This window comes from Frankia sp. CgMI4 (assembly GCF_001756285.1).
Taxonomy (GTDB): domain Bacteria; phylum Actinomycetota; class Actinomycetes; order Frankiales; family Frankiaceae; genus Frankia; species Frankia casuarinae.
Map to the genome: position 1 here is coordinate 1 of NZ_MAQZ01000105.1, position 22548 is coordinate 22548.

Sequence of the window (22548 nt, forward strand, 5' to 3'; positions counted from 1 at the left end):
CTCAAACACCCCACCACGAACCAGCACACCAAACACGCACAGAACACGTCTCACGCGACGTCAACCATAAAATTGGAGATCAAGAAAACCGCGAAAGTCGAGCTCAGATTCAAGGACGACGATATCGCCGGAAATCTCACAGGGGTAGCTAACCCGGAGAAATTAATAGCTGTCCGGGAAAAGGAGGCGCTGACCGCGCTGGAGACCGCGCTGGAGACCGCGCTGGAGACCGTCTTCGGCAGAGCTGCAAGCCTGCCCGAAAAAGCCCTATAGCGTAAGTTGATCAGCGGTGTGTGTCCGACAGATACCGGATCCGCCCGGACCCCGGGTCGGCATGCTGCGCTTCGCGGCCTTGGCGGTCGCGGTCATCGCCGAGGACAGTGGCGCGGAGCATCGGGACGTCGCCCAGCAACGGGTGCGTCTTTTCTGARAGCGTCATTTGTGTCTGATTGGAGTCAAGACATCCTGCCATCGGCGAGTCCGGACCTTTACGGATGTTTCAGGCACTACCAGGTGTGATCGTCGCTGGTCAGCGGCTGGTTGACCGACCGAGGGAAGCACCGGCGGGGAGGGACTTCGTCGCCGGGATCGTCGACTGCCGTCCAGTTCGCGGGATCATGGGCGACGTTGGTGCCCTTGTCCCAGACAGGTCACGGAGGCCCTGCGGTGGCGGTTGCGGTGACGGTGGAGCGCGTCGGTGAGGACGGCGGCAGGGTCCCGCTGGACCCCGAGACCGCCGCTCTGCTCGCGGGTCCGATCGAGCGGTGCTCCTCGCTGATCGGCTGGGCGGTCGACGGCGCCGCCGCCCTGGATCACGGCGACCGGGAGAAGACGCTCGAGACGGACGGCCGCGAACTGCTGCGCACGCTGCTGGAGACCACGTTCGCCCTCGACGCCGCCCGCGAACAGCGCGTCAGCCACCTGGTGTCCGCGGCCGGGATCCGCCACGGCGGCGTCGAGAAGAGCCACGACCGGGGCGTGATCAGCGTCTTCGGCCCGGTCCGGGCGTCCCGGCTCGCCTACCGCAACCGGCGCGAGGCGAACCTCTACCCGGCCGACGCCCGCTGGGCGCTCGCCGACGACGCCTACTCGCTGGGGATCCGCGCCCTGGCGGCCTTCCACCTCGGGACCAGCGGCTACGGGCAGGCCCAGCAGGTCATCACCGCGAGGACCGGGGTCACCATCGGGCGCGCCCAACTCGCCCAGCTCGCCCACGACCTGGCCCGCTGGGTCAGCGACTTCTACGACCTGCGTGCCGCCACCGCGGGCGACCTCGCCGCCGGCGACGYGCTGATGACGCAGGCCGACGGCAAGGGCATCGCGCTGCGCCCCGAGCACCGCACCACCGCCAGGAGCGACGCCACCCATCCCGGGATCAAGAAGATGGCCGAGATCGTCGCCGTCACGACCTTCACTCCCGCCGTCCGCCAACCCGAGGACATCGCCGCCCCACCCGCCCGCCGCGCTGAACGCCCCGGACCCACCGCGCGCGACACGTGGGTCTCCGCGTCGATCACCGACGACATCCCCGCCGTGATCGGCCGGGCGTTCGACGAGGCCGACTGGCGCGACCCCCTGCACCTGCACCAGCGGATCTTCCTCGTCGACGGCAACAGGCAGCAGATCACCGCCATCGGCGAGCACGCGCGCACCCGCGGCCTGACCGTCCCGGTCATCATCGACTACATCCACGCCGCCGAATACGTCCGCAAGGCCGCCCGTCYAGCTCAACCGCGGGAAGACCCCCACCGAGGTCAGCGACTGGGGCGACGGGCAACTACTGCGCCTCCTGCACGGCCGCGCCAAGCCGGTCGCCGCCACCCTCGCCTCGCTCGCCGCGAAGCGGCGGAACAAYCCGCGCACCCGCGACCAGGACCTCGCCGACGTCGACCGGGCCGTGACCTACCTGACCGACAACCACCAGCACATGCGCTACGACCAAGCCCTCGCCAACGGCTGGCCGATCGCCACCGGCCTCATCGAGGGCGCCTGCCGCCACATCATCGAAGACCGGTTCGGCCTGACCGGCGCCCGCTGGTCCCCCGACGGCGCCGAGGACATCCTCAAGCTCCGCGCCGTCGTCATCAACGGCGACCTCAACACCTACCTGACCTACTACAAGCAGCGCTACCTCACCGAGCACCACCTCGCCCGCTACGACCCCGCCAGCATCCCCGACCTCGGACTCCACCCTGCACGACCGGAATGACCCGGAATMACCAACCTCTCAAAAAGACGCACCCCCCAGCAACTCCTGCGCAGAGCCGCCGAACTCCAAGAGTAAACGGCGCGGGGGCCGAGGACTCGTCGTAGGGCGGCTCGTCTCACCGCGGGCCGCCCGCGGCTGGGTCGAACCGGACTACAAGCAGGTCAAACACGAACTGGGCTGGGCCGACTTCCAGGTCCGCTCCGCCACCGCGATCGCCCGCCACTGGACCCTGGTGAACTGCGCGTTCAGCCTGTGCTGGCACRACACCCCCGCCAAGCCGCCCGCACCCAGCCCAGCCGGCGACAGCCCGCACCCGGTCCGTCCTGGCACACCGCCCCGATGCCCCACACCCCGCGAACTGATCGACACGCTCGCCGCCGGACACCAGCTCTGCCTCTACCTACCCCCGTAGATCACAGATCACGAACTGCCCATCACAACAAACCACCGCCAGTTGCCTCGATGATATGCTAACATCTATAGCTGTCGATGCACCGACCTCTTGAGGCCGCCCGGATAATTCGCATGGTCAAAACTGAGACAGAAGATCTCTGGCCGTCTGCGCTCGCTCGCTGGGATCCGCCACTTCTGTGCTCTGCACAGCTATCTTCGACAGCCCGCAAGAACGGCCTCGGCGCGCTCGACGCCCTCGCTCGTCTCACCACGGGCCGCCCGTCGCTRCCCGAAAACAGCCCAGCCCTCACCGCCGCCGCGCAACCATCCGTCACTGTCAATCAAGCGGCACCTCTGGCCAGTTACATCTGAATATGTATTATTCGCAGGCCGAGACGCCCGATTGATCTTGATTGAGAAATTTTGATAATGTTGTTGATTGGGTACGATTATGACTGAATATTCCAAAATTTTCGCGGCTCTTGCAGACGCGACCCGTCGTAACATGGTCGAGCGACTTGTCGAAAATGACGCCACAGTCGGTGAGCTCGCCAAGCCGTATGGGATAAGCCTCCAGGCGGTCTCCAGGCACCTCAAGGTGCTTCAGGAAGCCGGCTTGATCCGCCGCCCTGGAGGTGGCCACCGCAGCCCGGTACGTCTCGAAGAGGATGCGCTCGGCCCAGCGGCCCAGTGGATCGAGGAATTTTACAACTCTCGCCTCAGATCCAAGAACAACGATATCACCGGAGAGATCATAAGGACAGCTAACCCGGCCCCGGGAGAATTCGTAGTTGTCCGAGAATTCCCGTTCCCCCTAAGGCAGCTGCACCGTATCCGAACGGATCCTGAGCTGTACGTGCAATGGATTTCGCCGCCTGAGACGCAGGTCAGGATCATGTTCTGGGACCCCAGACCTGGTGGACGTTGGCGCCTCCGTTTCATCGGGGACTCGAAGGTCGATATCTACGGCACCTTCCACGAGTACGACCCTGGCTGGATCGTGCAAATGTTTACAATTGGCAATAAAACCGACAATCTCGCAATCTCGAGCCAGCGGGCCAAGGATGTCGGCGGCGACGAAAGCAGGATGTCCTTCAAAGTGACGACCGACAATCTCGAGGTCTGGGCGGACTTCAGACGCCGCTGCTACCCCGAGACCGAAACCAACGCTTCCGATATCCACGGGGAGGTGGAGGCCGAGATCAAGGAAGCCTTCGGCAGAGCTGCAAGCCTGCCCGAAAGCGATGCAGCGTAAGTTGATCAGCGGTGTGTGTCCGACAGATACCGGATCCGCCCGGACCCCGGGTCGGCATGCTGCGCTTCGCGGCCTTGGCGGTCGCGGTCATCGCCGAGGACAGTGGCGCGGAGCATCGGGACGTCGCCCAGCAACTCCTGCGCAGAGCCGCCGAACTCCAAGAGTAAACGGCGCGGGGGCCGAGGGCTCGTCGTCTTCAGGGAAGGGCCTTCTCAATCCAGTCCCTGATCGTGGCGTGGCGGGAACCCAAGCGTCCCACACCCGCGCCGACCAAGCTCTGAGCAGGGCCTCGTACTCGCCGGCCTCGTCAACGAGCCCGCCATTACACCCTCACCTGCCCTTCAGTCCCTGCGCCCGGTGACGACTCGGGCCGGGGTTCGACGACGGATCGGGCCGCGGGTGCGGCAGCGCGCTCGTCGACCGCCAGCCGTCGGCCGGTCCACCGGCGCAGACCGGTCGCGGCGAGCACGACGCCACCACCGACGGCGTAGGAATACACCCGCAAAGTCCACGCGTCACCGGGCAGATCCGTGAACAGCGAGACGTAGACGGGGTGCGCGGCCGCGGCGACGGCGAGCCATTCCAGCCGCCCGGCGATGACGGCGAGCGCCGCCAGCAGCACCCCGTACCAGGGCTGGACCGGGGTCGCGACAAGGAACGCGGCACCGACCAGCCACAGCGCGGCCCGTTCGACGGGAACCCGCTGTGGATCGGTCCGCAGCACGGCGACCGTGACCGCCGCCAGCAGGGTGGCCGCTGCCGCCTTCGCTGCGGATCCGTCCAGGTGCAGCAGCCCGGCGAGCAGGAGAAAGCGGCTGCCCTCCCCGTAGCCCTCGACGTCGAGGTACTGCGGGAGGAAGCCCAGCGCCTGTGTGCCGACGGCGAGGATGTGCGGCAGGTAGGACAGCACGACCACCCCGGCGGCGGCTCCGACGAGCGTGACGGGCCGGCGCCGGGCCGCCGCGGGCAGCAGCAACGCCGGGTACAGCTTCACCGCTACCGCGCCGCCGAGCAGCGCCCCGGCAACCCCCGTCCGCAGCGGGCGGGACCGGGCGGTGAGGACCGCCAGAGCGCTGAGCGCCAGCACGGCCCCGAGGACGTCGACGTGCGCATCGGAACCGATCTCCAGGCCGGCGAGCGGCGAGAACGCATAGAAGGCCGCGTGGCGCGGATCGCGGCCTCGCGCCACCAGCATCCGCATCATCAGCCCGACCAGCGCCAGGGACATCAGCGAGGCGTAGAGCTGGAGTTTGTGTTCGCGTGGCGGCCCCGGCAGGACATGAACGGCGGTGAAGTACGCCTGCGCCACCGGCGGGTAGATGGTGTGGGCGCGCGGGTAGTTCAGCCGGATGCAGTGCGGGCCGCGCCCGATCGCCGCGCATCCGGCCGGATCCGGGAACAGCCAGCGATCGCGCAGCCGGGCCAGTTCCGGAGCGAGCGGGCCGTACCGGTAGGGGTCGATCCCGGCGGCCTGGACCCGACCGTCCCAGGCGTAGCGGTACAGGTCGTCGGAGAGCTGCGGGCCGGTGGTGGCCGCTACGGCGTGGATGGCGACGATTCCGCCGAGCAGCATGGCGACGGCCAACCGGCGCGGGGCCGCGTGGACCAGCAGCGCGGCCGTGGCGACACCGAGCGCCCACCAGAGCATGACGGGGTAGAGCACCCCTGCCCGGCCAGGCAGGTATCCCGGCGCCGCAAGGACGGCGCACTGCGTCGCGAGCAGACCCGCGAGCCCGACACCCGCCCCGACCAGGGCCAGGGCGGGCCTGAGGCGTGGCGCGGTGCGGGTTCTGGGCATGGTCCCGAGACTGGCAGGCGCAGCGCCGGCGCGGGAACACCGCGCCGGGCCTTCCTCGTTCCGTAATGCCGGTCCTCGGTCGCGAGTGGTCCCGGCGACCTACCGTGCATTCGTGCGACAGTTGCCCCGCTGGTTGCCCCGCCGGTTACCTCGTCTGCTGACCGAAAAGCTGYCGGAACCACCCCCGGTCCTGCGGCGCGGCCCCCTGCGCGAAAACGCATTCCCCAGTCGGCTGCACGATCCACGGATGGCGGCTCTCCTCGGAGTCTGGCTCGGGATCGCCTTCGGAACATGCTTTCTGACCGGGCTGGTATCGCATTTCATGCAGCATCCGCCGTCCTGGCTGGAATGGCCTTCCCGACCCGCCTGGCTGTACCGGGTGACCCAGGGCCTGCACGTKACCACCGGACTCGCGAGCGTYCCACTGCTGCTGGCGAAGCTGTGGACGGTGTATCCGCTGTTGTGGGAATGGCCCCCGATCCGTTCCGTCGCCCATGCGGTGGAGCGGATGACGATCGTGCCGTTGATCGCAGGGGCGATCTTCCAGCTCAGCACGGGCATCGCKAACATCGCGCAGTGGTACCGGTTCCACTTCTTCTTCACCGTGACCCATTACTGGGTCGCCTGGATCACGATCGGCGCGCTGGTCCTCCACATCGTCGCGAAGCTCACCGTCATCCGGGCGAATGTGGGCCGTCGCCGCCATGAGCGCGCGCACCTGGCCGCCGCCACCATGGCCACCACCACCATGGCCACCACCACCATGGCCACCACCACCATGGCCGGCGCCGCCCCGGGGACGGGCGGTCTGACGCGGCGCGGCCTCGGCCTCGCGACGGGGACCGCCGCCGGGGTGATCGTGGCGACGACCGCCGGTCAGTCGGTTCCGGGCCTGGCCCGGCTGGACCTGCTCGCGCCGCGGCGGCCCGACATCGGCCCGCAGGGGCTCCCGGTGAACCGCACGGCGCGAGCCGCGCGGGTCACCTCCCTCGCCCGTGACCCCGGGTACCGGCTGGAGGTGGTCGGTCCGCGCCGGGTGGTGTACACCATCGAGGAGCTGCACGCGCTGCGTCGGTACAGCTCGAAGCTGCCGATCACCTGCGTCGAGGGAWGGGCCGCGGACGCCACCTGGCACGGGCCGCGGCTGCGGGATCTACTGGACGCCGCCATGATCCCCGCCGACGCGACGGTCCGGGTCGAGTCCCTCGAGGCCCGCGGGGGCTACCGGGCAAGCGACGTCAACCCCTCGCACGCCCGGGACTCGTTGACCCTGCTCGCGACCGGAGTGAACGGCGCCGACCTCGACCTCGATCACGGTTATCCGGCCCGGCTCATCGCGCCGAACCGGCCCGGGGTCCTCCAGACGAAATGGGTACATCGGGTGGTGATGGTATGAACGCCGTCGTGCTGCGCGGTGTCGCGGTGGCGGCCGGGCTGGCCGCGATCGGTTACGGGGTCGACGGCGTGCTCACCCACCAGCAGGCCACCCGGCCGCCGAACACCGTGGTCTGGCTGATCGGCGGGGTCCTGGTCCATGACGCGTTGCTCGTGCCCGCGACGATGCTCGTCGGCTTCCTGCTCACCCGGTTGGTCCCACCGCCCTACCGGTCCGTCGCACAGGGCGCACTGCTGGTGAGTGCGGCGGTCGCCCTGTCGTCGCTACCGCTGTGGCGTGGCTACGGCGGGGACCCTGGGAACCCGACGGTGAACCCGCTGCCGTACGGACGCAACCTCGCGCTCGTTCTCGCAGTGGTCTGGGCCGGCGCGGCGGCCCTCATGGTGAGTCGGGCGGTCCGCGCCCGGCGGGGAATCATCCAGTCGGGAGACGCCGGCGCAGCGCGGCGAAGTGCCGACCGGCGTCGCACCAGGTCCGGGTGATCAGCAGTCCGGCGTCCGGCGCGATGCCGGTCAGATCGTCCCCGTCCACCAGGCACCAGGAGAAGGGCCGCGACACCCGGCCGGTCGCGTCCTCCAGCCGGACCCGCATCGGACCGGTCTGGGTGCCCGGCGGTTCGAGTTCGACGAGCACCCGGCCGGAGGGGGCGAGGAGTTCCCCGGCCCGGCGCAACAACCGGGTCGGGTCGCCGCCGATGCCGATGTTTCCGTCGGCAAGCAGCAGCGCGACCCATCGTCCCTCGGYAGGCACCCGGCCGAACACGTCCCGCCGTAGTGCCGGCACACCGGCCCGCCGGGTAAGGTGCACCGCGAACGGCGCGACGTCGATGCCGAGGGCCGGCACCCCGCGGGCCGCGAGCGCGGCCGCGAGCCGGCCGGGCCCGCAGCCGACGTCGAGGGTCGGGCCGCCGCAGTGACGCAACAACGACAGATCCCCGGGGGACAGCGCCCCGGTGGACCAGGTGGACCAGGTGGGCGGGGTCGACGCCGCCGGGGACAGGGTGCCACGCCAGCGGTTCACCGGCAGCGGGTCGCGTCGCCCGTCGGGACGGCGCATCCACAGCTGTCCACCGGCGGAGCGCAGTCCCGCCTCGTAGACGGTCGTCGGTCCCCACCGGCCGTCGGGGACGCCGGTCAACACGCGGTGGCCCGGCCGGCGGCGATGCGATCCCCGTGCGTGGCGCGCAGCGCCGCAGCGAAGCGTCCACCGGGCGCGAGCCGGGCGACCGCGTCGGCGTCGGCCATGGTGTCGACGTCACGCACCGTCGGCAGGGTTGTGACCGTCAGGCCGGCTTCGGACAGGCGGGCCCGCTGCCGTGCGCCGGTGTCCGGGCGCGAGGTCGGCACGCCACGGAGAAGATCGCCGTCGGGGGTGGTCAGGCCGAGTGCCCACCATCCCCCGTCCGCGGCGGGACCGAACACCGCGTCGGTCGCGTGCAGCGCGTGGCAGGCGGAGGCGAGCAGGGCTGCGGTCACCTGGGGAGTGTCCATCCCGATGAGCAGGGTCGGCTCGGTGCCGGCGTCGAAGGCGGCGGCGAGCCGGACGTCGAACGGCCCCGACACCTGCGGCATCACTTCGATCGCGATTCGTCCGCCCGGGGTTCGTCCGCCCGGGGTTCGTCCGGCCGGGATTCGTGCGAACGAGGTCTCCAGCCATGGGCCGACCGCGCCGTCGAGGACGAGGACCGGGCGCAGTGCGTCGAACCCGGGCAGGCGAGTCAGCTCCTCAACCGCGGCCAGCGTGTCCGCGAGCGCGGCCGCCGCGACGGCCGCCGCCTGGTCCGGGCGCAGGGGCGGCGTGAGGCGGGTCTTGACCCGCCCAGGTACCGGCTCCTTCGCCATCACGAGCAGCCTCACCGGAGGCTCGCCAACAGGGCGGACATGTCCCGGGCCGTCCGGGCGGCGCCGAGCGGTGTCCCGGTCACCTTGGAGCGCCCGACCCGAGGGGTGTAGGCCACGTCGGTCTCGACTATCCGCCAACCGGCCTGGGCCGCCCGCAGCAGCAGTTCCAGCGGATAGCCGAACCGGCGGTCGGCGACGGGCAGTCGGAGCAGGTCCTCCCGGCGGGCCACCCGCATCGGGCCCAGATCATGGACGGGAACGCCGTGCCGGCGCAGCCGCCCGGCGACCACCGCGTTCCCGAGTCGGGCGTGCGGCGGCCAGGCCCGCATCGAGGTCGGGCGACGGCGACCGAGAACCAGATCGGCCCGGCCGGCCAGCAACTGCGTGACGAGACCGGGAAGCTCGGCGGGGTCGAGGGATGCGTCCGCGTCGCACACGCCGACCACGTCGGCGTCCGCAGCGAGCAGCCCGGCGTGCACGGCGGCGCCGTAGCCGCGCTCGGGCACGTCAACGACGACCGCCCCGCGTTCCAGCGCCACCTGGCGGGAGCCGTCGCGCGATCCGTTGTCCGCGACGATCGGCCGATAGTCGACGGGCATCCGGTCCAACACCCAAGGTAACGCCCCGGCCTCGTCCAGGCAGGGCAGGACGACGTCGACGGAGGCCCCGATCCCACTACGTTGCGTGAACATGATCGGGACTGTAGTGCCGTCCGCGCGTGATCAACCCTTACGAAACAAGGAATGCCCGGGTCCCGTCCGGCGGCTCGGCACGGACACGACGACGAGCACGACGAGCACGACGAAGCGGAGCATTACGAAGCGGAGACATCCGAACCGAWCATGGCCGGGACGGCCGTCGCCTTACCTATCGTGGCTGGGTGGCCCGTGTGCTCGTCGTTGACGACGACGCCCTCGTCTCCGAGGTGGTTGACCGCTACCTGCGCAACGCCGGCTTCGACGTCGACCGCGCCGCGGACGGACTCACGGCCCTGCGGGTGGCCGAGACAACCCCACCGGACCTCGTCGTCCTCGACCTGATGCTGCCCGGTCTCGATGGCATCGAGGTGTTCCGCCGGCTCCGGGCGCACCGACCGGTACCAGTGATCATGCTGACCGCACGTGCCGACGAGTCGGATCGCATCACCGGTCTGGAGATCGGCGCCGACGACTACGTGACCAAGCCGTTCTCGCCGCGGGAGCTGACCCTGCGCGTGCAGTCGGTGCTGCGGCGGGCGAACGAGACGGTGCCGGGCGCGGAAGCCGGCGTCCTGCGGGCCGGCACCCTCGTCGTCGACGCGGCCGCGCGGACCGCCACCCGGCACGGGGTTCCGCTCGGGCTGACGGTGCGCGAGTTCGATCTGCTGGCCTTCCTGCTGCGCCGGCCCGGCCGGGCCTTCACCCGGGGCGAGCTGCTCGAACACGTGTGGGGATGGAGCTATGGCGACCCCTCGACGGTCACCGTGCACATCCGTCGACTGCGGGAGAAGATCGAGGATGATCCGACCGCGCCCCGGATGCTTGTCACGGTGTGGGGGGTCGGGTACCGCTACGATCCCGGCACCCCGCGCCCCGACAGCACCCCGCGCCCCGACAGCACCCCGCGCCCCGACAGCACCCCGCGCCCCGACAGCACCCCCACCGGACAGGTGGCGGCACCGGACGAGGGACGACACCGAGGATGAGACCCGAGGCGGTGCGGCGGGACGACGACCCCACGGGCGGGCTGCGAGCGAGAGCGAGGCCCCGATGAACGCCGACCTGGAGGTCATGGGGATCGCGCTCGGCTGTTCGACGGCGGCCGCGCTCACCGGCCTGCCGTTGCTGCGGGCGCTCCGGAGGCGGCCATTGTGGGCGACAGCAGCGTCATTGAGCGTGATACCGGTCGTCGCGGTGACGGTGGGGGTCGCCGGCACGGCACAGGCAATGTTCCTCTCCGATCATGACTTGCGGGTCATGCTCATCGTGGTGGTCGTGTCGGCGGTGGTGGCGTCGGCATCCGCGGTGCGCCTGGGTGGCCCGGTCGTGGCGGCGATCGGGACGCTGACCCGGGCGACGGCGGCCCTGGGCGAGCCGGGCTATCACGGCGCCGACCGTGTTCCGACCGCCGAGCTCGGCGCGCTGGCGACGACCCTGGACGCGACCCATGTCCGCCTCGTCGAGGCGCGGGAACGGGAACGGGCACTGGAGGCAAGTCGCCGCGAGCTGGTGGCCTGGATCAGTCATGACCTGAGAACCCCGCTCGCGGGAATCCGGGCGACGGCCGAGGCCCTGCAGGACGGCCTGGTCACGGACGCCGAGACGACGGCCCGCTACCACCGGCTGATGCTCGCCGACGCCGAGCGGCTGACCGGCATGGTCGACGACCTGTTCGAACTGGCCCGGCTGCAGGCCGGTGCGCTGCGGCTGAGTCTGGAGAAGGTGCGCGTCGCCGACGTCGTCTCGGACGCGATCGCCGCGGTGGACCCGATCGCGCGGGCCAAGGGAGTCGTCGTCAACGGGCGGGCCGACCACGCCGGGTACGTTGACGCCGACGCGGCCGAGGTGGGGCGCGTGCTGACCAATCTCCTCGTCAACGCCATCAGGCACACCCCCGACGACGGAACGGTGGAGATCACCGCTACCGCGGACGCCGACCGGGCGGTCTTCGCCGTGGCGGACCGGTGCGGCGGCATCCCGCAGGAGGAGCTGCCCCGCGTGTTCGACCTCGGATTCCGGGGCGAGTCGGCCCGGACCCCCGGTGGTGACGACCATCCGCACCAGCCACGGATGCGGTCGGGGATCGGCCTCGCGATCGTCCGTGGCATCGTCGAGGCGCACGGGGGCGACGTCACCGTGCACAACCATCGGGAGGGCTGCCGCTTCGTCGTCGCGCTTCCCACGTCCTGACGTCCGGACGCCGCCCGGGGTTGCGACGGCACGGGCCGGGCCGGGCTGGAGACGTTCCGTGGTTCGTAAGATCCGGCGCGTCCCGGCACCGTTAGCGTCAGCGTCATGCGGGTTCTCGTCACCGGTGGCGCCGGCTTCATCGGTTCTCACGTTGTTGACGCGCTGGTCGCGGCGGGCGACGAGGTCAGGATCCTCGACGCCCTGCTTCCGGCGGTGCACCGGACGAAGCCCCAGGTCAACAACGCCGCCGAGATGATCGTTGGGGACGTGACCGATCGGGACCAGGTCGCCGAGGCACTGAGCGGGATCGATGTCGTATGCCACCAGGCCGCCATGGTGGGTCTGGGGGTTGATCTGGACGACCTTCCGGCGTATGCCACGAACAACGATCTCGGCACCGCGGTCCTGCTCGCGGCGATGGCCCGCGCCGGGGTGGGGCGACTGGTCCTGGCGAGCTCCATGGTGGTCTACGGCGAGGGTGGTTACCGCTGCCCGACGGACGGACCAGTGCGCCCCGGACCACGGCAGGCCGCCGAGCTGGACGCGGGCCGTTTCGAGCCGCCGTGCCCACGGTGCCACCGGCCGCTCGCGCCCATCGTGGTCCACGAGGACGCCCCCCTGGATCCCCGCAACGCGTACGCGGCGACCAAGGTCGCCCAGGAGCATCTCGCGGCGGCGTGGGCGGCGGAAACCGGCGGAACCGCCGTGGCACTGCGCTACCACAACGTCTACGGTCCGCGGATGCCCCGGGACACCCCCTACGCCGGCGTCGCGTCGATCTTCCGCAGTGCGCTGGAACACGGGCGGGCCCCGCGGGTCTTCGAGGACGGCCGGCAGCTGAGGGATTTCGTGCACGTCCACGACGTCGCGCGGGCTAACCTGCTGGCGTCCGGCCAGCCGCAGGCACCTGGCCGGCTGGTTCCCCTCAACATCGGCTCCGGTGATCCCCACACCGTCGGGGACATGGCGGACGCGCTGGCTCGTGCCTTCGGCGGTCCGAGGCCCGTCGTGACCGGCACCTCCCGGGTCGGCGACGTCCGCCATATCGCAGCCTCCTCGGCCCGAGCAGGCGATCTTCTCGGCTACCGGCCGCGGGTCGACTTCGCCGAGGGGATGCGGGCCTTTGCCCATGATCCGCTGCGGGACTGAGATTCTCCCCGGGTCCGCAATCCTCCCCGGGCCCGCTCGGGGCAGACCCACGAAGGACTAATCCMCGCCGACCATCTTCATGAGATCGAAGATGCATCCGCCGAACACGCTGCCCGTGAACGCTGCCCGTGAACGTGCAGGACGCGAACGTCACGTCAAAGAACGAGCACCGAATGAAGGTGCAGGTGGTGAAAGCAGTGTCCGAATAGACTGATGCGCTAAACCGGACCCCCGGAAAGTGCACTCGGTCAAATCCACCGCACGAAGAAAACATGATCATAGCTCTGGCCAGACCGATCCCCGCCGTCGGGGCCCAGGGACCGGGTGGTCGTCCGCGTCCGCGGGGCCGGTTCGCCGTATTTCCGTTCGGCCCTGCGCCGCCGCCTTCCGGTCAGACACGATCTTCAGTGCCCACCCATGGTCGCACTCCKAACTGGGCGTATCACTCGACGAGGCATCAATCGCCCACGAATTGTGTTGCATGCCACATGTCCCGTCGATGCTATCCGGCGACAGGAGGTGACGATAAACACGATCCCATCTCGGATATACGGCGGAAAATAGTAGCCGGGGGCCGGCACCATCAGGTATATGGTCTTCGCGGCGCCAAGGGGCACCGCCGGAGTCAAGAGGCTGAGCGGAGAAGGATCGTGACCACGGACAGCGCCCAGACAGGGCAGGCCGGCGAACCGGAACGGCTCGAGGAGCGAAGCACCTCCCCGCACCGAGTAGTGATCATCRGGTCTGGCTTCGGAGGTCTGTTCACCGCGCAGGCCCTCCGCAAAGCACCGGTCGAGGTCACTCTCGTCGCGAAGACGACGCACCATCTGTTCCAGCCGCTGCTCTACCAGGTGGCGACGGGTATCCTGTCCGAGGGCGAGATCGCCCCGACCACCCGTGAGGTACTGAGCCGGCAGGACAACGCGCAGGTCGTCCTCGGCGAGGTGACCACCATCGACGTGAACGCAAGAACGGTCACGTCCCAGTTGCTGGGTCGCACGACCGTGCACCACTACGACAGCCTCGTCGTCGCCGCGGGCGCGGGCCAGTCGTACTTTGGCAACGACCATTTCGCCACGCACGCCCCGGGCATGAAGAGCATCGACGACGCGCTCGAGCTGCGCGGCCGGATCTTCGGGATGTTCGAGCTCGCCGAGGCGTCCACCGATCCCGCGGACGTKGAGCGGTTGCTGACCTTTGTCGTCGTCGGGGCGGGCCCCACCGGCGTGGAGATGGCCGGGCAGATCGCGGAACTCTCGCGCCGGACCCTGCGGCGGGACTTCCGCAGCATCGACCCCGCCAAGGCCCGAGTCATCCTGCTGGACGCCGCACCCGCCGTCCTGCCGCCGTTCGGCGAGCGGCTCGGCGCGAAGGCGGCCGACAAGCTGACCAAGATCGGCGTCGATGTGCAGCTGGGCGCCAAGGTCGTCAATGTCGACGCGACCGGCATCGACGTCGAGGACAGCGACGGCACCCGCCGGCGCATCGACTCGGTCTGCAAGGTCTGGGCCGCCGGCGTTGCCGCGAGCCCGCTGGGCCGACAGCTCGCCGAGCAGACCGGTGCGGGGCTCGACCGCGCCGGCCGCATCGAGGTGCTGCCCGACCTGACCCTGCCGGGTCATCCGGAGGTGTTCGTCATCGGGGACATGGCGAGCCTCAACCGGCTGCCCGGCGTGGCGCAGGTCGCGATCCAGGGCGGCCGGCACGCCGCCAAGGAGATCCAGGCCTGGGTCGCCGGCAAGCAGACGGGCCGGCCGTTCGAATACCATGACAAGGGCAGCATGGCCACCATCTCGCGGTTCAGCGCGGTGGCGAGCATTGGCAAGGTGCAGTTCAGCGGCTTCTTCGCCTGGCTCGTCTGGCTGGCCGTGCACCTCGTCTACATCATCGGGTTCAAGCACCGGCTGACCACCCTGCTTCACTGGACGGTGAGCTTCATCGGCCGGGGCCGGTCGGAACGTACCGTCACCGAGCAGCAGATCTTCGCCCGGGTCGCGGTCCAACGCCTCGGAACGGACTTCGCGCCCTCCCTGCCCCCGCACGCGAGTCAGGAGGCGCCGTCCTGGACGGGGGCCCGGACGATCGTGCCGATGCAGCCGCAGGCCAAGGGCGAGGGCAAGGGCGAGGACAGCCGGCAACCGTCCCGGGTCTAGCGCGTAGCGCGGATCCGGCCTTCCACGTGGTTCGCACCACGCTCGCATGTTGCTCACATCTCGCTGTCGCATCGTGGGCTCCGACCGCGTGCCGCCGTGGCGCGCGGCGCCCGGCCGATCGCCGCCGCTCAGGGCCGACGACCGGTTCGCGGCGTAGTGACGCGACGCGGAAGGACGACACAGATGCGCAGCTTCCTGACCGGACGATGGGGTGCTGGGGTCGCCGCAGCGGGTCTGCTTGGGCTCGGGTTGGGGGTCGGGCTCGGGTTCGGCGGGACAGCCGCATCCGCTGCCTCGGACCGGACTGCCAGCGCAGCAGCCACCCCAGCCGACCACACGTTCCTGGGCGACCATCCGCGACTCGCCGAGGCCCGGCTGCGTTCCCACGACGGGCTGCGTCCCCATGGCGGCATCTGGGCCGGCGGCGGCGTACACGGTGAGGCAACGGTCAAAACCGGCAAGGGCTTCCAGGTAGTGGCGGGGCAACGCGGGAAGGTGACCGCGGTGAGCCCCACCTCCCTGACGGTCACCAGTGAGGACGGCTACGTCGGCACCTATGTGATCAACGCCGATACCCGGTTGCGGATCGACGGGGACGCCGCKAAGGTCTCCGACCTCCACCCGGGGGCGACGGTCCGGGTGGGCGCGACGGTCAAGGACGGCACCCGCACGGCGGTGGTCGTCGCCCAGCCCCAGGACTGACCTACCGCCGAGGGCCTATCCCGGCATCGAAGATCACCTGGGGGACGCCTGTCAGCGTGACGGCGGCGTCCCCCCTCCGCCATCCGGCTCGTCCGCAGGAAGCTCCGGACAGCCCTCGCGTTCGAGGTCCGCGGCGCGGACCATGCGACACCGCGGGCACGGTGTCCCCGGCCGCGCCATCGTCTTCAGCCCCTGGCGGGGACGCCGTCCCCGATGTTCCGGACACCGCAGGTACAAGAAGTCGGCCTGAACGGGCATCGATTTCTTCATGGCAGGGGAACCTTTCCGGTTCCACCGCATTCCCGACACTTGATGTTGGCGTCACCGTCGAAAAGACCGTCCTCGTCCGATTCCGCCTGCGGGCGCGTCTGATACTGCGTGCCGTTGCAGGACGAGCAGGTCATCAGGCCTAGGCTGAGCCGCTCGTCGGGCGGCCGAAAATACCGACTGGATCTTTTTCGTTGTCTCGCCACGCGATCAAGGGTGCACGCTCCATCACAGCCTGTCCAGACGCATCCACCACCAGGGCGTCATCCGGGAGACAGGCGCACCGTACTCATCCCATCCATCACTCGTCCGGCTACTTTGCCTACATTTTGACCCCCGGGCCGGCGCCATGGTGAGCGGCGGGAGCGACTGGACGACCGCGACCTCGTCGAAGCGGCCGTGTGCCTCGCCAACGGCGAGCGCAGGAGCGCTCCTGCTGGTCTCATACGATGACCGACTGATTCGTCGAGGCAGGCAGKCCGTCGTGCCGCGGTGGCCTGTCCCGGCACCGCGATCGGCGCGCAGTCCGTGGCCACCCGGAGAAGGACGAGGGATGGATGATCAATAATGCTGCCCACGTACGGACCAACCGTGCCCGCTGGAACGAGATCTCTGACGACTACCAGCGACTGAACGCCCCGCAGATCCGCCGGCAGGTGTTCACCGGCGACATCTCCTGGGGGCTATGGGCCGTTCCGGAATCACGGCTCGGCGTGCTCGGTGAGGTCACCGGACGGGACATCCTGGAGATGGGCYGYGGGGGCGGCCAGTGGTCGAGCGCGCTGGTCCGGCGGGGGGGCCGACCGATCGGCTTGGACCTCTCCGAACGGCAGCTGCACCACAGCAGACAGCTCGCCGCGGAGACCGGGCTGTCCTTCCCCCTGATCCAGGCGAGTGCTGAGGCGGTGCCCTTCGCCGACGACTCGTTCGACATCGTCTTCGCCGACCACGGCGCCTTCTCCTTCGCGGACCCCTTCCGGGCCGTGCCGGAAGCCGCACGCGTGCTGCGCCCCGGCGGCCTGCTCGCCTTCAGCCACGTCAGCCCGATCTACGAGATCACCGTGGCGCCGGGCCGGGACGCCCCTGGCAGTCGCCTGACCCGCGACTACTTCGGGCTGCGTTTGCTGGCCGAGGCCGACGGCCTGGTCAGCGCCAACCTTCCCTACGGCACCTGGATCAGGCTCTTCCGGGACAACGACCTCGTCATCGAAGATCTTCTGGAACCCCGCCCGGCACCGCCGGCATCCGACAGTCACAGCGAGGAACCGGCACCCGCCCAGCCCGAACGCGGCGACAAGGCATGGGCGCGCCGCTGGCCCTCCGAATGCATCTGGCGGCTACGCAAGCCGACGCGGTGAAGGCATCGGCCTCGTGACGACCACGCTGACTGGCGACGCCGCCCCGCACGCCGCTCTGCTGACGGGCATGGCGGATCTCGCCCGCCGGCTCCGACCGGGCGGCCGGGAGACTCCCGTCGTGCTGTCGCACCACGGTGAACGGCTGATCGTGCGCCACGGTGACGTCGTGCTCAAGGCCCACCCGCCCGGATCCGGCCCACAGCCGCCCGCGGCCCGGCTCCGGCTCGTGGCCACATCCTGCTGTCCCCGCTGCCGTCCCCGCTACCCCAGCCGTCCCCGCTACCCCAGCCGTCCCCGCTACCCCACGCCACCCCTACCGGTCTGGACGGGCTTGCCGTCCGGGTCCACGACCGATGGGTGAGTGCCTGGCCGCGATGGGTGAGTGCCTGGCCGGCCGGAGGGCCGGCCGGAGCTCAGGACAGCGCGAGCAACGCGCCGAGGGTGAAGCCGACCGCGGCGAGCCACACGAGGGTGGGCAGAGCGCGCAGCCAGCTCGCCACGGGCGAGTGGCCGGCGTGACGCTGGGCCGGAACCTGGGCGGAGTCCGCCCCCGCCGGGACGGGGCTGGGATCGATGCGGCCCTGGCCGCCCTGGCCGGCCAGCATGGTCGCCAGATTCCCGACGTCCGGGTCGTCGGGCGCGGCGGGCGGGCGCCGCGGCGTGGGACTGACCGGGGCCAGGACGACCGTCGGCCCGTTCGCCGCGCCGAGGTGCACCTGCACCTCGCCGTCGTTCAGGGCGATGCTGCCGGTCCGGGCGCCGTCCACCCAGATGCCGTTGGAACTGACGTCCCGGGCGAGCCACCCGGCATCGCCGCGGGGCTCCAGCAGGACGTGACGCCGAGACACCCGGCCGTCCGCGATGACGACATCGCAGTCACGGCCCCGGCCGACGACGTGACTGCGGTCGGCGGACAGCACGCTCTGGCCGGACGGGACGGTGATCCGCAGCCCTGTCGGGTCCACTGTTTCTCCTCCTGGGAGGATCCKGCTCCTGCCGAGATCCGGGCGATCGGGGCGCGGGGGTCAGGCGGGGAAGATCGCGTTGTCGCGGACGGTGACGGCGACCGGCGGCAGCGGCTGTTTCGCCGGCCCCGCGACGGGTTCCCCGGTACGGGTGTCGAAGGCGCTGCCGTGGCACGGGCAGAGGATGCGGCCCTTCGCGATCGCGTTCACCGAGCAGCCCTGATGGGTGCAGACGGTGGAGAAACCCTGGATCGTGCCGGCGGCATTCCTCGTGAGCACCAGGCCGGCGTCGCCGAGGATGAGACCGCCGTCGGCAGGCACCTCGTCGACCCGGGCGAGGGGCGCCGCGCCGCCGGCCTGGCCACCGCCGTTACCCGCGCCCGAACCGTCGCCAMCCGCGCGGGTCCCGCCCGCGGTTGCCTGCCGTGGTTTCGGATCGGCCGCGTCGCTGCTGCTGGCGACGACATACCCGACGGCACCCGCGGCGACGGTGACCGCGATGCCGGGGACCACGAGGCGCCGCGTCGGTGCTTCCTGCGTCATGACTTTTTCCTCGGGATCCTGTTCAGACGTGCGGAATACCGGACCGGGTGAAAAACCACAGTGAAGCCGTCAACCAGATTGCGACCAGGGAAACGAGAACCGTCGAGCCGAGGACGGGCAGTACCCACCCCGGTAACCCGCTAGTCCGTAGGCTGATCATCTTTGCCGCGTAGGCCCCGTAAAAGGCGCAACCCAGGAGGCTGTGGAGAAGCACCCGGGTGCCATCGCTGGCAAAGCCCAGCGCCCAGATGCAGTGGAAGGCCACCGGCAGGGTGAGGACGAACGCGGTCGTCCCGCTCCATCGGTGCAGCGGACCGGCCCAGCTCGGCGCCGGGCCCGCGCCGGGCAGCCGTCCCCACATCCACAGTGCCGTGGCCAGCTGAACGAATAGCAGAACGGCGGCGGCCGTCGTCAGCCACGCCTTCATCGGCAGCATGCCAGAGAAACCGAGGGTGAACAGCGGCCGCCCGGCCGGTTCGTGAACCCTCGCGTACACACCGGTCGACACCGCGACGGCGGCACCGACCAACAAAGTAACGCCTAATGCCGCACCCGCACTCGTCTGCCGTTCGGCCCGGTCCGTGCCGGCTGCCATACCGCCCCCCGTCCCCTGAGACACCCTTGCTGCGCGAACTATGCCGGAAAGAGCGCGGGCGCGTCCAGAGCCGTCGGCGAGATGACATCGTCAGTGGAATGACGATGCCGCCGGCCGGATAACGGGTGGGTTGGAGCAGGGCCGGCGTCAGGGCCGGAGACGGGCCCGGCGTCAGGGGCGGAGACGGGCCCGCACCGCTCGGCGGAGTTCGTCGGTCGCGTCGACGACGACGCGGCGCAGGAGCGGGTCGAGACGGTCGCGGGCCAGCAGGGCGTCCGCCTCCCGCACCGTCCCCACGGACACGGCGAACTGCGGATAGGCGTGGGTGGCGATCTGCCGGGCGGCGTGCGGGGATCGCCGGGCCGCCATCGCCGGCATCTGCTCGAAGTAGCGGGAGACGTACCCGTCGGTGAGATCCGCCTGCTCGGGCTGCCAGAAACCCTCGGCCGTCGCGGCGACCAGCCGGGCGGACATCGTGTCGTCGTCCACGATCATCCGCCAGGCCCGGGCTTTCGCCTCGGGATCGGCAACGGCGGCGCGGGCCCGCGCCGCATGCTCGGCGGCCCGGGCGCTGCGATCACGCCGGCTCTCGGCCGCGATCTCCCCCTCCCCGGCCCGCCCGAGTACGACCAGCCGGTGCAGCAGAGTCCAGCGTAGTTCCGGGTCGATGACCAGTCCGGCCGGCACGTCCGTCCCGGCGAGCCACGCCGCCAGCGTTCCCGCCTGCGCCGGTCCGCTACACCCGATGACCCCGCGGGCGGCGGAGAGCTGATGACCGCCTCCCGGTGCTGCGGCCGCGAAGGCCCGCGCGCAGGCGGCGTGGAGCGCCTGCGCCGCCGCCGGTCGCGCCGACGGCGCGAGATAGCGGTTCAGCACGGTGGCCCGGGCGAAACGCAGGGCGTCCTCGAAGACGGCGATCTCGGTCTCCCGGGGCAGCGCACCCGCGGCGAGCGTCAGATAGTCGGCGGCGGGCCATTCGGCGTCCCGGGTCGCGTCGGCCGCGGCCGCCCAGATGATCGCCCTGGCAAGCGGATCGGCCGTCCGCGGCAGGACAGTGGGCAAAGCGGCGAGGTCGGCCGGGACGAAACGGATCTTGGCGTAGGTCAGGTCGCCGTCGTTGACCAGCAGCAGGCGTCCCGCCTCGCTCCCGACCAGTGACGCGATCCCGGTGCGCCCGCCCGGCGCCGCCGGATCGATGTCCACCTCCACCCGGCGGAGCAGCACGATCGGCCCGGTCGGCTCCGTCGGATTGGTCGGCTCCGTCGGATTGGTCGGCTCCATCGGCTCGGTCTGCTCCGCCGGGCCGTAGACGCCGATGCCGATGCGGTGCGGACGCAGCGTCGGGTGCGTCGGCGGTGCCGTCTGGACCACTGCGACCTGGGCGAGGCGGCCGTCGGAGCCGATCGTGATCTCGGGGCGCAGCGTGTTGACCTGTGCGTGGCGCAGCCACACCTCGGCCCAGCCGGCGAGGTCCCGGCCGCTCGCCGTGGTCAGCGCGGCGAGCAGGTCGGCCAGGGACGCGTTGGCGAAGGCGTGCTGGGCGAAGTACGTCCGCAGCCCGGTCAGGAAGGCGCCGTCGCCCACCCAGGCGACCAGCTGCCGCAGGGCCGACGCTCCCTTGGCGTAGGAGATGCCGTCAAAGTTCAGCAGGGCGAGTGCGGTGTCGGGGACGTCGGCCGGGGCCACCGGGTGCGTCGACGGCCGCTGGTCGGCGGCGTAGCCCCAGCTCTTGCGACCGACGGCGAAGCTGGTCCACGCCCCGGTGAACCGCGTCGCCTCGGCGGTCACCCGATAGCCCATGTACTCGGCGAACGACTCGTTCAGCCACAGGTCGTCCCACCAGCGCATGGTGACCAGATCACCGAACCACATGTGGGCCATCTCGTGGGCGATGACGACGGCACGCAGCTCCCGTTCGGCCTCGGTCACCGCCGAGCGGAACACGAACTCGTCCCGGAAGGTCACGCACCCCGGGTTTTCCATCGCGCCGGCATTGAACTCGGGCACGAACGCCTGATCGTAGGTCCCGAACGGGTACCGGCTCGCGAACAGCTCGTGGTAGCGGTCCAGGCAGGCCCGGGTGACGCCGAAGATCTCCGCCGCGTCGGCGTCGAGGTACGGCGCGAGTGAGCGGCGGCAGAGCAGCCCGAGCGGGATGCCGTCGTGGAAGTCCTCGACGAGGTGGTACGGCCCCGCGACCACCGTCACGAAGTAGGTCGCCAGGGGTGCCGTCTCGGTGAACTCCCACCGCCCCGGCGAGGCCTGCTTCCCGGCACCGYTCGCCCGCACCGTCCAGTCGGGGGGTGCGGCCACGCTCAGGCGCACCGGCGCCTTGAGATCGGGCTGGTCGAAGCAGGCGAACATCCGCTGGGCGTCGTCGAGGAAGGTCTGCGCATACAGGTAGACCTCGCCGTCCTCCGGGTCGGTGAACCGGTGCAGCCCCTCGCCGGTGTTCGAGTACCTCATCGTGGCCGTCACCACGAGCTCGTTCGTCGCGTGCAGCGTCGCGAGGGGGAGCCGGTTGCCGTCGACGGCGGAGGGGTCCAGYGGCTGGCCGTTGAGCCACAGTTGCTGGATGGATACCGGTTTGAGCTCGACGAACGTCGCCGGTGCCGGTTCGCCGTCCGCCGACGAGCCGGCCGTGGCGAGGGAGCCGTCCGTGGCGAGGGAGCCGTCCGTGGCGAGGGAGCCGTCCGTGGGGGGACGGAGGCTGAAGCGCACCCTGGTCGTCGAGCCGAACTCCGTCGACGTGCGAGCCGCGGTCAGGTCGAGCTCGATCTCGTAGCCATCGACGCGGACCAGGCCGGCGCGGGCGAGGGCTTCGTCCCGGGTGAGGCTGTGCATACGGCGAACCTATGAGATGCCTCGCCGCCCGTCCGACGTGGACCTGGTCACCCCCCGATCTTGCCGGGTGGCCCGTCGATGTCAGTGCCCGGAGGCGAGGACAGGGTCGGTGACGCCGTGGGGGCAGGCGAACCGCTCGATGTCCCTACCCGCCCGGTAGGCCCCGGCCCGGTAGGCCCCGGCCCGGTAGGC

Annotated in this window: 23 protein-coding genes; 14 read left to right on the top strand and 9 right to left on the bottom strand. The window is 70.5% G+C overall.

Annotated features, from left to right (window positions below; all coding sequences use genetic code 11):
- Together Manayef4_RS18200 and Manayef4_RS25145 are read left to right on the top strand one after the other, a co-directional pair.
- The coding region (locus tag Manayef4_RS18200) for a hypothetical protein (RefSeq protein ID WP_217494135.1) at positions 1–273 on the top strand (273 nt) is incomplete at its 5' end.
- A gap of 16 nt (positions 274–289) precedes the next feature.
- Positions 290–430 carry a hypothetical protein gene (locus Manayef4_RS25145; RefSeq protein WP_157902460.1) on the top strand — a complete coding sequence of 47 codons (141 nt, stop codon included), beginning with the start codon at positions 290–292 and terminating at the stop codon, positions 428–430.
- A gap of 185 nt (positions 431–615) precedes the next feature.
- Here the strand turns inward: Manayef4_RS25145 and Manayef4_RS18205 are convergent, their stop codons facing one another.
- On the bottom strand, positions 616–1692 hold the full coding sequence (locus Manayef4_RS18205; protein ID WP_139140132.1) for a hypothetical protein: 1077 nt from the start codon (positions 1690–1692) through the stop codon (positions 616–618).
- A 205-nt stretch (positions 1693–1897) separates the two neighbouring features.
- Here Manayef4_RS18205 and Manayef4_RS18210 point away from each other — a divergent pair, with 205 nt between their 5' ends.
- The 3 genes from Manayef4_RS18210 (at position 1898) to Manayef4_RS25155 (ending at position 4024) form a co-directional block, all read left to right on the top strand.
- Complete coding sequence (locus Manayef4_RS18210) at positions 1898–2209, top strand: hypothetical protein (RefSeq protein WP_063613394.1); 312 nt, start codon at positions 1898–1900, stop codon at positions 2207–2209.
- 844 nt (positions 2210–3053) lie between these two features.
- Entirely contained in the window at positions 3054–3857 is an 804-nt protein-coding gene (locus Manayef4_RS25150; protein WP_011435437.1) for a metalloregulator ArsR/SmtB family transcription factor, read from the top strand.
- An 11-nt stretch (positions 3858–3868) separates the two neighbouring features.
- Complete coding sequence (locus Manayef4_RS25155; protein ID WP_160323931.1) at positions 3869–4024, top strand: hypothetical protein; 156 nt, start codon at positions 3869–3871, stop codon at positions 4022–4024.
- Positions 4025–4179: 155 nt separating this feature from the next.
- Here the strand turns inward: Manayef4_RS25155 and Manayef4_RS18220 are convergent, their stop codons facing one another.
- Positions 4180–5655, bottom strand: a complete 1476-nt coding sequence (locus tag Manayef4_RS18220) for a glycosyltransferase 87 family protein (RefSeq protein WP_043591411.1) — start codon at positions 5653–5655, stop codon at positions 4180–4182.
- A gap of 247 nt (positions 5656–5902) precedes the next feature.
- Here Manayef4_RS18220 and Manayef4_RS18225 point away from each other — a divergent pair, with 247 nt between their 5' ends.
- Together Manayef4_RS18225 and Manayef4_RS18230 are read left to right on the top strand one after the other, a co-directional pair.
- On the top strand, positions 5903–7051 hold the full coding sequence (locus Manayef4_RS18225; protein WP_254665727.1) for a molybdopterin-dependent oxidoreductase: 1149 nt from the start codon (positions 5903–5905) through the stop codon (positions 7049–7051).
- Positions 7048–7533: a hypothetical protein gene (locus Manayef4_RS18230; RefSeq protein WP_023841302.1), complete on the top strand. Its 486-nt coding sequence runs from the start codon at positions 7048–7050 to the stop codon at positions 7531–7533. Before Manayef4_RS18225 ends, Manayef4_RS18230 begins: the two co-directional genes overlap by 4 nt.
- Here the strand turns inward: Manayef4_RS18230 and Manayef4_RS18235 are convergent.
- From Manayef4_RS18235 to Manayef4_RS18245, 3 genes are read right to left on the bottom strand one after another with little or no spacing between them, the layout of a single operon-like run.
- Positions 7466–8191, bottom strand: coding sequence for a methyltransferase domain-containing protein (locus Manayef4_RS18235; protein ID WP_070132462.1), 726 nt, complete (start codon positions 8189–8191; stop codon positions 7466–7468). The genes Manayef4_RS18230 and Manayef4_RS18235 overlap by 68 nt on opposite strands.
- On the bottom strand, positions 8185–8892 hold the full coding sequence (locus tag Manayef4_RS18240) for a DUF2064 domain-containing protein (protein ID WP_023841303.1): 708 nt from the start codon (positions 8890–8892) through the stop codon (positions 8185–8187). Before Manayef4_RS18240 ends, Manayef4_RS18235 begins: the two co-directional genes overlap by 7 nt.
- A gap of 11 nt (positions 8893–8903) precedes the next feature.
- Positions 8904–9584: a glycosyltransferase family 2 protein gene (locus Manayef4_RS18245; protein WP_011435431.1), complete on the bottom strand. Its 681-nt coding sequence runs from the start codon at positions 9582–9584 to the stop codon at positions 8904–8906.
- A 188-nt stretch (positions 9585–9772) separates the two neighbouring features.
- Here Manayef4_RS18245 and Manayef4_RS18250 point away from each other — a divergent pair, with 188 nt between their 5' ends.
- The 7 genes from Manayef4_RS18250 (at position 9773) to Manayef4_RS18280 (ending at position 17770) form a co-directional block, all read left to right on the top strand.
- Positions 9773–10576 carry a response regulator gene (locus Manayef4_RS18250; protein ID WP_070132464.1) on the top strand — a complete coding sequence of 268 codons (804 nt, stop codon included), beginning with the start codon at positions 9773–9775 and terminating at the stop codon, positions 10574–10576.
- A 64-nt stretch (positions 10577–10640) separates the two neighbouring features.
- Positions 10641–11780 carry a HAMP domain-containing sensor histidine kinase gene (locus tag Manayef4_RS18255; protein ID WP_070132466.1) on the top strand — a complete coding sequence of 380 codons (1140 nt, stop codon included), beginning with the start codon at positions 10641–10643 and terminating at the stop codon, positions 11778–11780.
- A 105-nt stretch (positions 11781–11885) separates the two neighbouring features.
- On the top strand, positions 11886–12929 hold the full coding sequence (locus Manayef4_RS18260; protein ID WP_011435428.1) for an SDR family NAD(P)-dependent oxidoreductase: 1044 nt from the start codon (positions 11886–11888) through the stop codon (positions 12927–12929).
- Positions 12930–13660: 731 nt separating this feature from the next.
- A complete protein-coding gene (locus Manayef4_RS18265; RefSeq protein WP_349257453.1) occupies positions 13661–15082 on the top strand; it encodes an NAD(P)/FAD-dependent oxidoreductase in 1422 nt (473 codons plus the stop codon).
- A 183-nt stretch (positions 15083–15265) separates the two neighbouring features.
- A complete protein-coding gene (locus tag Manayef4_RS18270; RefSeq protein WP_011435426.1) occupies positions 15266–15784 on the top strand; it encodes a DUF5666 domain-containing protein in 519 nt (172 codons plus the stop codon).
- Positions 15785–16608: 824 nt separating this feature from the next.
- Complete coding sequence (locus tag Manayef4_RS18275) at positions 16609–17409, top strand: class I SAM-dependent methyltransferase (protein WP_070132471.1); 801 nt, start codon at positions 16609–16611, stop codon at positions 17407–17409.
- Positions 17410–17422: 13 nt separating this feature from the next.
- Positions 17423–17770, top strand: a complete 348-nt coding sequence (locus tag Manayef4_RS18280; protein ID WP_035908046.1) for a hypothetical protein — start codon at positions 17423–17425, stop codon at positions 17768–17770.
- A 52-nt stretch (positions 17771–17822) separates the two neighbouring features.
- Here the strand turns inward: Manayef4_RS18280 and Manayef4_RS18285 are convergent, their stop codons facing one another.
- The 4 genes from Manayef4_RS18285 to pepN form a co-directional block, all read right to left on the bottom strand.
- Positions 17823–18374 (bottom strand): FHA domain-containing protein, encoded by a 552-nt coding sequence (locus tag Manayef4_RS18285; RefSeq protein ID WP_011435423.1) that lies wholly within the window; start codon positions 18372–18374, stop codon positions 17823–17825.
- Between the two features lie 60 nt (positions 18375–18434).
- A complete protein-coding gene (locus Manayef4_RS18290) occupies positions 18435–18917 on the bottom strand; it encodes a Rieske (2Fe-2S) protein (protein WP_070132472.1) in 483 nt (160 codons plus the stop codon).
- A gap of 22 nt (positions 18918–18939) precedes the next feature.
- Positions 18940–19512: a DUF6529 family protein gene (locus Manayef4_RS18295; RefSeq protein ID WP_011435421.1), complete on the bottom strand. Its 573-nt coding sequence runs from the start codon at positions 19510–19512 to the stop codon at positions 18940–18942.
- 171 nt (positions 19513–19683) lie between these two features.
- On the bottom strand, positions 19684–22356 hold the full coding sequence (gene pepN, locus Manayef4_RS18300) for an aminopeptidase N (RefSeq protein ID WP_070132474.1): 2673 nt from the start codon (positions 22354–22356) through the stop codon (positions 19684–19686).
- Positions 22357–22548 lie beyond the last annotated feature (192 nt).